Genomic DNA, 8,615 nt, shown 5'->3' with positions numbered 1-8,615 from the left:
TCGCCTTCCGGCCGTGGCCCGGTGGGGCCCACGGCCGGAAGGGGCCGTTCGCGAGATAGCCCATCGCAAATGAAGGAGGATCCGTGCCGCTGCTGGTCCCGGAGCACACGCGTTTCGACACTGGGAGCGAACGCCTGGTGTGGGAGCGGCTGTGCGAGCAGCTGAATCCCGACGACGTGCTCGCAGCCAATCTACGCATCACCGACGAGGTCAAGGACCACGAGGCCGACCTGGTGGTGATCATGCCCGGCTCGGGCGTCGTGGTGGTGGAGGTCAAAGGTGGCATCGTCTCCCACGATGGCGACTCGTGGTGGGTCGAGCGCAGTGGCGGCAGGCGGCGGCGGATCAACCCGGTCGAGCAGGTACTCAAGACGAAGTACGCGCTGCGCAGTTATGTCGAGAGCGACCCGCGCTGGGCAGCGCGGGTCGGCGGCGGCCGGGTCCGATGGGCGCATGCGCTGGTCTTTCCGTACACAGCGATCGACGGCGACTTTTCCCACCCGCAGTGTCCTCGCTGGATGGTCTCCGGACGTGACGACCTCGATGCCCTTGCACAGCGGCTGCGAGACATCCCAGTACAGCAGGAGAACCGGTACCGCCTGGCCGATGCGGACGACGCCGATACGATCGCCGAGATCCTGCGCGGGCGCAGCCTTCCCCAGCGCGACCTGGTCTCGCTCGCGCTGGAACGCGAGGTGGTGACCGAGCAGCTCACCCAAGATCAGGCCACGATTCTGGACGCAGTCAAGCTGCTCAACCGGGTGGAAGTCCGCGGCGGTGCTGGCAGCGGAAAGACGTGGCTGGCGATGGAACAGGCGCGTCGGCTCGCACGGGCAGGGCAGCGGGTAGTGCTGACCTGCTACTCACGTGGGTTGGCCGAATTCATGCGCCGCACCGTCGCCACCTGGCCACTCGGGCAGCAGCCAGCGTACGTCGGCGAGTTCCACACGTTGGGCATGCAGTGGGGCGCGGCGCCAGGCACGGACGACGACTCCGACTACTGGGAGCATTGGCTTCCTGCGCAGATGGTGGAGCTGGGCGCGGCTCTTCACGACGAGGAGCGGTTCGACGCCGTCGTCGTCGATGAGGCACAGGACTTCGCCGAGTCGTGGTGGCCGGCGTTGCTCGCCGCCCTTCGCGACGACGAGACCGGCGGCGTCTACGCGTTCACCGACGACGGGCAGCGCGTGTTCCAGCGCTTCGGCAGGCCGCCCATCGCGCTGGTGCCGCTGGTGCTGGACCACAACATCCGCAACACTCGCCAGATCGGGGAAGTCTTTACCCCGCTGACCCCGATGCCGATGCGACTGCTCGGCAGCGACGGCCCCGACGTGCGATTCATCCCGTCCTACGCGTCCGACGCCGTCGAGTGCGCCGACGACGAGGTTGACACGCTCCTCGACGACGGCTGGCGCCCCGAGGATCTGGCGCTGCTCACCACGGGTAGCCGTCACCCCGAGCAGGTCACTCGGCAGGCCGCCGGGCAGGACGAGTACTGGCGGACGTTCTGGGACACCGATCAGGTTTTCTACGGTCACGTGCTCGGCTTCAAGGGCATGGAGAGGCGCTGCGTCGTCCTTGCGCTCAATGAGGACGAACCACGCGACCGCTCCCGAGAACGCCTCTACGTCGGGTTGTCCCGCGCTCGTGACCTACTCGTCGTCATCGGCGACCCCGACCACATCCGTCACGTCGGCGGCGACGATGTGTACCGCAGGCTCTGTTCGTCGTGAGGCTGGCGCTCACTCAAATGAACTGCCGCGGAGCGCGTCGCGGCCAAGATCAACGGCGCGCTTGCAGTCAGTGCTCCGACATCAATGTGATCGCATACGACAAGCATCACCCATATACTTAGCTTCACCCAAAGGGTGAAGGGCTGGAGGGAGGTTGTGCGCCTTGCGTTCGATGACGAGCACCTGCGTCGACTGTATGAAGAAGCAGGATTCAACCACCCACGCTTCGGTCGCGACCTCGTCCGGTCCTTCCGCAAAAAAGTGAACCTCATCGGTGCTGCCACCAATGAGTTCGAACTCCGGCAGCACAAGGCGCTACATCTAGAGAAATTGAAGGGCGACAGGGATGGCCAGCACTCCATCCGGCTCAACGGTCAGTACCGGCTGATACTTCGCTTCGACACCGACGACGACGGCAAGATCGTTGTCGTGATCGAGATCGTGGACTACCACTGAAGGAGGTGGGATGAGATGACAACACGTAACCCGGTGCCCGCCGAGGTGTTCCCGGTCAGCGAGTACCTACGAGACGAACTCGAGGCCCGCGGCTGGACCGGTGCGGAGTTCGCCCAAATCATCGGACGTCCGTCCCAGGTGGTGTCCGAGATTCTCAATGATCGCAAGGAGATCACTGCCGAGACGGCAACTGAGATCGCAGCAGCAACTGGCACGACGCCGGAGACCTGGCTACGGCTGCAGGACGCCTACCGACTGTGGAAACTTGGCAACGAACCTGCTACCGCCAAACTGACCGACGTGCAGCGCCGTGCCAAGCTACGATCTCTCGTGCCGGTCAACGAGCTGGTTAAACGTGGCGAGGTTCCAGCAACCGGTCTTGACGAGCAGGAACAAGCGATCCGCGCCCTGCTCGGGATTTCGGCGCTGGAGGAGACACCTCGGTTCGCGATCGCCGCCCGCCGCAGTGATCGTGGCGAGCCGCTGTCGCCTCCCCAAGTAGCATGGCTCGCCCTTGTACATCGCCGCGCGTCGCAACGCTCAGCTGCCGCGTTCAGCTATGACGCTCTGGTGAAGCTTTCAGCAGGCCTGACCGAGAGCATCACATCGCCAGGAGACCTGCGGCTCGTGCCTCTCCGTATTGAGGAGACTGGCGTCAGAGTCGTCTACGTCCCTCCGTTTCGAAGTAGCAAGATCGACGGCGCCGCCTTCGTGGATGACCACGGACCGGTGATCGGCCTCTCCGGCCGGATCGATCGCCTGGACAGCGTGTTGTTCACCTTGCTGCACGAGATCGCGCATCTCGTACTGGGTCACGTCAATGAAGGCTTCGTCATCGACATCGATCTCGGTGCCGAGGGCGAGCACGCTTGTGAGAGAGAGGCGGATCAGCAGGCCGCACAGTGGTGCCTGCCGACACCGCCCTCCATCACTCCGCCGTATTCACGGGGCAGCGTTATCGCCGAAGCAGACCGGATCGGCGTCCACCCCGCAGTCCTCATTGGTCACCTTCAGCACTCTGGAAAGCTTCCCTGGAGCCATCTGAACAACCTCATTCCGAAGGTGCGGAACGAACTGTCAGCGTGGCCGATGTGACAGCCTCTGTTGGCCACCTACGGTAATTTGCCACGTACCAATGAGCCGCTCGGCTGTACTTCGCCCTCTCGGCTTAGCGCATCGACAACGAGAGCGTTCACCTGCTCGAGGAGCTCGGGCGCCGAGCACGTGAGATCAAGTGGACGCTGCACAATCTCGACCGTCGGGTTCGTGTGGACGATCCGGTGCACCAGCGGCTTGCCCTCTCCCTTCGCGTAGACGAGGTATCCGCGGTGCAGCCGCATGGCTGTGCAGTAGGCCAGCATCTGGTAGACATCAGGACCCGGCACACCCCGCGAGTCTCTCTCCATCTTGTACTTGGCGTCGAAGACCGCCCGCGGCTGCCCGGCCACCATGTGCACGACGTCCGGGCGCATAGGCACCGTGCCATCGACGCCGAGATCGACCTTGTGCTGGCCGACCATGCGACCAACCTGGCTAGCTGCCGCTTCTCGCATGGCAGTCGTCAGGAAGTCCTCGAAGACTCGCGCCATGTCGACGACGAAGCTCGCGACACGCACACCTCGTGGTCCGATCTCAGCAGAGAGATGCCGCAGGACAATCTCCGACAGCCGCAACGCTGGCAGATACTGCTGGTTCAGCCGGGACGGAAGCCATTGCGGTAAAGATGCACCGGGAATCAGCGTCGTCACGCCGTCGAACCGTCCATCCAGGTGACCCAGGCGTCGCCGTACGTCAGTGCGCACCCGAGGCACGGTCAGAAGCCGGCGTATGGCGCCCCGCACAATGCGGTTCTCCGGGATGTCTGCCGAGAACTCGTCGTATGTCACTTCCATCGGCAGGAGCATCCCGGGGCGCCGAGCCATCTGGTCAGATGCTCGTATGCGCCCCCGGACAAGCGGCAATGCCTCGTCCACCGTGATGTAGCCCTGGAGGACACCACGTTGCGTCGCTCGCTCGGTGTGCCGCGCCAATGACTCGGCGATGACGGATAGCAGGTCCTCGTGCTGAACGGCCTCCACGTCATCCGGCCGGAAACCTGGGTTCACCGCGTAACCCAGGAGGAACAGCAGGTTGTGGGGCACGATCTTGGGTTCGACAATCACTTCAACGTCACCGGCTCGGACCGCGCCGACTTTGTTGGCCGGTTGGAGCCGCCATCGGCCGCTACTGACCGGCGTCACGTCGACGATCCTGCTGCGTACCAGCGCGGCAGCGACGTCCCCACTCAGGTCAGCGTCCAGCGGCGGCCCATGTTCGCGCAGCCGAAGGATCATGTGACCTCACCAGCATCAGAATCGTAGGCATCTGCAGCGATCTCGGGGTCGGCCCCGCCCGCGCCATTCACCGCTCGCGCCCGGACAGTGGCCAGGCCAAATCGCTCATTGACCTGCTCACGGCTCATCCGCCCGTAGTAGTGCTCCTCCAGAAGCGGCAGAATCGAGTACCGCCAGATTCGCGCCAATCCACCCTCGCGCTCAGCGTCCGGCTTCATCAGGTACGACGGGCCGATCTTGAAGTCGCGGTCTTCATCTCCGATAGCGGCGTTGAGTGAATCCAGCAGGTCCGCCCGGTCGAGGTCCTTGTCACCCTTTCGAAGCCACGTACGCAGCATGTCCTTCACCGGCGGTTCGTCTGGATGGAACTCCATGAAGGCGAAACGCCGCCGGATAGCGGCATCCACAAGGGCGATTGATCGGTCCGCGGTGTTCATGGTGCCGATCAAGAACAGGTTGGGCGGCAACGTGAAGGAGACGTCGGGCGAGTACTGAAGCAGAACCGGCTCACGCCGATACTCGAGGAGGTAGTACAGCTCACCGAACACCTTCGCGAGGTTGGCGCGGTTGATCTCATCGATGATCAGGACGTACGGCCGCGTCGGGTTCTCCCGTGCTTCAGCGGCAAGCTGTCTCAGTGGGCCTGCCTGCAGCTTGAAACCGACCACGCCGTCCGACATCGGGGCGGGACGATAGCCCTCGAAGAAGTCCTCGTATGTGTAGGACGGGTGAAACTGAACCAGCTGCACAGCGTCCCGGTCGGTGACATGTCTGCCGAGCTCACGCGCCATGTAGGTCTTCCCGGTTCCGGGAGGACCATAGAGGATCATCTGCTGGCGGTCCTGAAGGACATCGAGCGCCTCTTGCAACCATTCCCGCTCGACATTCAGATGATCGGCTAGCTCCGTAGTCGCCCTCTTCAGTGTGGGAACGTCCGCTTCAATGTCTGATGGGAGCACCGGCTCTTCATCGACGACGTCCGCGTCCAGTGCGATCAGAGCATCGAGCGCGTTGAGGTCACCGGTCAGGTCGACCAACGTCCCTTGCTGATCGAGATCTGCCGCCAACGACGTCGGCAGGTCCTCGACTGGGAACGGCTGATTGACCCAGTCCACCGATCGCGTCAGAGTGGGGCTCTCATTCTCAACGTACGACGCCTCGCCTGTGACCTCGCCGATCCACAGACTGCCATCGCGAACGGTGACGACGAGGTCGCCTGGCGCCATTCGGCTCAGGAAACTGTGGTACTCCGTGGTGAGCCGGAGCCGCTGGGCGTAGTCGGAATGCTGATAGCCGTCCTCTACGGCTGCCGCCACCACGCTGCGCTCGCTGCCTGGCTCCACATTGCTCAGGTGGGCCGCAGCGAGCGAGACAAATCCTTCGTTCCGCCACCGGTCAGCATGGTGATCGTCACCTAGCTGCGGCGGCCGAGGGCGAACGAGCCATGCACGACGGGCGGCACGGTCAGATGGCGAGCGCCATTGCTCAACGTACGGACTTCGGTAGTAATCGACCTCGCCACCGGCACGCTCCTGAAGATTGAGCGTGATGTCGAACAGATCGCGATCGTGGTCATTCGTTTGCTGGCTAACGTCCTTGAACGCCTCGCGGATGCGCCGCTTGTCCGACGTACTGACGCTCGGTAAGAAGTACTGAGGAAAGGCGATGTAGAGCAGGCACTCTTGCAGCGAGGGCAGCATCTCGGCCGACCGGATAATGTCGCGCCACGTCCACGGGTCGCGCAGCGCTTGCGCTCGCTCTTCGCTTGGCATGGTCCACCACGCTTCGACAAACTCCACGAGATTGGCCAGCCATCGCCATACATTCTGGTTGGCGCCCTGACCGCCGTGCCAACTACCTTCAGCGAATGCCTCGATCACATCAGGGGGCAAGCTGGCCGGCTCGCGCATCCATCCCAGGACTGTCTCGATCCGCCGCCGCTTATTCTCCCGTGTGAGATTCGAGAGTGGCAGCGCATGAAGCATGAGAAGCTCGGCCGCCAGAAGGATCGTCGAATCCGGCGCATCCGAGAGTTGGCGCTGCAACTTGACGAGGAACTTGTCGCTGCTCTCGTCAGGTCGCTCGTTGTAGCGGCGTCTCAGGTCCTCGACGCTGGCGAGCGACCATGCGCTCCTCTGTGGCTCCAGGTACGACGCGCCCGTACTCAGGCCGTTCTCCAACATGCGGCGCCCCACGGCACGTATGTGCTCGTCTGGCTTCGGCGACTCAAGTACACGGGGTCCCGCCGGATTATTCACGCCGTGCTCCTTCTCGCGTCGCCCATCTTCGCAATGTCATCGATGGTGGCACAAACGTCGGACTCATATAAGAATCTGGCACGTTCGATGCCGGACAATGAGTCTGGGGACGGTGACCAAATTAGGAGGTCGTGTCGTGACTGGTATCTGGTCTGAGAGCGACGGTGTATGGCGCGCTCTCGCTCCAGTCGGGTTCGCCCAGGAGCAGCAACTTCATGACCTGATCGAACGGAATCCGGCCATGCTTCCGCTGGCGGGAGCACCGAAGCTTGTCGTGCTGGGAAGCGAGGTTCGTTGCGGCACTGGCTACGCAGACTTGATCGCCGTCGAGGCTGACACCGGCATACCCATGATCATCGAGATCAAGCTCGCCTCCAATACGGACCGGCGCGCCGTCCTGACCCAGGTTCTCGGGTACGCCGCGTATCTTCGGCGACTTGATCTGGCCGGCTTCGAAGCACTGCTGGCTCCGCACACCCACCCTTTTCGAGAGGCCCGAGACGCCAGGGCAGAGACCGGGCTTTGACCAGAAGACACTCTCAAGCAGCTTGGCAGCGGCGCTGGAGGGCCGTCTGCGTAGCGTCGCTGTGATCGACTCTGTTCAGGCTGCTTGATAGAGCGCGTCGGCCACCTGCAGGACATCAGCAGACGCAGGGTCTGGGAGTTGCTGTGCAAGCTGCTGACTCCCGACGACGTGCTGGTGGCCAAATGCGGATAACCAACGAGTCCAAGGGCCCACCGCAGTGCGACGTCGTGTCCCTGACTCGCGAGTGGGAGGAAATAGCCGAACAGCTGGCAAGGAGCAGGCACAGTGCTGGACTCGACAAAGCTGTCGAGCCGGGTCGACCTGACAAGCAGGAACCAGCGGTGTTACCCTTCCCCGGCATGCTTCGACCACTAATCCGTGCCCGAACGTCGGACCGTGGAGAGGGCGTCTTTCATCTCTTGTGCCGTTGCGAATCGCTCACTCCGATAGGGCGCGCAGGCCTTAAGCAGGAATTCCGCCAGCTCCCTATCCATGTCGGCGCGAATTGTGCGTGGGTCGATGGCATGCTCACCAGCCATGGGCTGTGAGCCAGGGTACGGATGGCGACCGTTGCAGAGCAACTTATACAGCATCACACCCACAGCAAACAGATCGGGTGAGACATCCCACCGCGTGAGGTTGGCATCTGGTGGTTGGTACGGCGGCGTCCCCGATTGGGTGTACACGGGGTCGCCAACTCGCGACGCGATGTTGAAGTCGAGGAGCTTGGCTCCGGTGCGGGTCAAGATGACGTTGAGGGGTTTGATGTCGCGGTGCACTAGGCCCTTGTCTTGGAGCTCCATCCACTCGTGGTACTCGGCTTCGGACAGCTCACTTTCGCGGTTCTTTTGCTCAAGCTCCTCTATTCGAGTGGAGTCGGGATGAATCGCCACTAGAGCACCCAGAATGTCGAGGGCGACATCGATGGCCTCTCGATCGCGGAGGTGACGCTTGCCGATTGCATACTCGTCGAGGGACTCGCCTTCGACGTACTCAGTGATGAGATACCAGTCGCCGGTGTTCGTCTTGCCAGCCCAGAACACATCGACGACGTTGGGGTGGTTGATCTTGCGAAGAGCACCAATCTCGCGCCGGACAGCTTCATATCCAGCGGCATTCTCGAAGAGTTTGAAGGCCCGCTCCTCACCCTCTACCTCGTCTCTGACACGGTAGACCGTGGAGAATCCACCCTGGCCAAGAATGTCGATGATCTCGAACCGCCCATCAATCACGTCGCCAACTGCGTACTCGGTCGCCTTGGCGCCGACGGACGACCTGACCTCCGCGGAGTCAGGTTCGGGGAGCACGT

The 8,615-nt window shown here is 62.9% G+C and carries 7 protein-coding genes; 4 read left to right on the top strand and 3 right to left on the bottom strand.

Features of this window, described 5'->3' with window-relative positions; translation table 11 throughout:
* The first annotated feature begins 83 nt into the window (after positions 1 to 83).
* From ELR45_RS07155 to ELR45_RS07145, 3 genes are all read left to right on the top strand, one after another.
* Entirely contained in the window at positions 84 to 1,733 is a 1,650-nt protein-coding gene (locus ELR45_RS07155; protein ID WP_129664655.1) for an NERD domain-containing protein, read from the top strand.
* Positions 1,734 to 1,889: 156 nt separating this feature from the next.
* The gene (locus ELR45_RS07150; RefSeq protein ID WP_165367557.1) at positions 1,890 to 2,189 is read left to right on the top strand and encodes a type II toxin-antitoxin system RelE/ParE family toxin; all 300 of its coding nucleotides are present in this window, start codon (positions 1,890 to 1,892) and stop codon (positions 2,187 to 2,189) included.
* 15 nt (positions 2,190 to 2,204) lie between these two features.
* On the top strand, positions 2,205 to 3,284 hold the full coding sequence (locus tag ELR45_RS07145; protein WP_129664651.1) for a HigA family addiction module antitoxin: 1,080 nt from the start codon (positions 2,205 to 2,207) through the stop codon (positions 3,282 to 3,284).
* A gap of 17 nt (positions 3,285 to 3,301) precedes the next feature.
* Here ELR45_RS07145 and ELR45_RS07140 read toward each other — a convergent pair whose 3' ends face one another.
* Both ELR45_RS07140 and ELR45_RS07135 read right to left on the bottom strand, forming a co-directional pair.
* A complete protein-coding gene (locus tag ELR45_RS07140) occupies positions 3,302 to 4,522 on the bottom strand; it encodes an McrC family protein (protein WP_129664649.1) in 1,221 nt (406 codons plus the stop codon).
* A complete protein-coding gene (locus ELR45_RS07135) occupies positions 4,519 to 6,780 on the bottom strand; it encodes an AAA family ATPase (protein WP_129664647.1) in 2,262 nt (753 codons plus the stop codon). The genes ELR45_RS07140 and ELR45_RS07135 overlap by 4 nt, the downstream gene beginning before the upstream one ends.
* A gap of 136 nt (positions 6,781 to 6,916) precedes the next feature.
* Between ELR45_RS07135 and ELR45_RS07130 the strand changes: the two genes are divergently transcribed.
* Positions 6,917 to 7,306 (top strand): PDDEXK family nuclease, encoded by a 390-nt coding sequence (locus tag ELR45_RS07130; protein WP_129664645.1) that lies wholly within the window; start codon positions 6,917 to 6,919, stop codon positions 7,304 to 7,306.
* A gap of 371 nt (positions 7,307 to 7,677) precedes the next feature.
* Here the strand turns inward: ELR45_RS07130 and ELR45_RS07125 are convergent.
* Positions 7,678 to 8,615, bottom strand: a 938-nt coding sequence (locus ELR45_RS07125) for a serine/threonine protein kinase (RefSeq protein WP_205856180.1), incomplete at its 5' end; no start/stop codon positions are given.

Source organism: Phytoactinopolyspora endophytica (assembly GCF_004138495.1).
In the GTDB taxonomy this organism is placed as follows: domain Bacteria; phylum Actinomycetota; class Actinomycetes; order Jiangellales; family Jiangellaceae; genus Phytoactinopolyspora; species Phytoactinopolyspora endophytica.
This window is presented reverse-complemented; position numbering and strand designations above follow the sequence as displayed.

What these genes read in the sequence shown, in the direction of transcription:
- ELR45_RS07145 (WP_129664651.1), top strand. Translation starts at nt 2,205, where the DNA reads ATGACAACACGTAACCCGGTGCCCGCCGAGGTGTTCCCGGTCAGCGAG.
- ELR45_RS07140 (WP_129664649.1), bottom strand. Translation starts at nt 4,522, where the DNA reads ATGATCCTTCGGCTGCGCGAACATGGGCCGCCGCTGGACGCTGACCTG.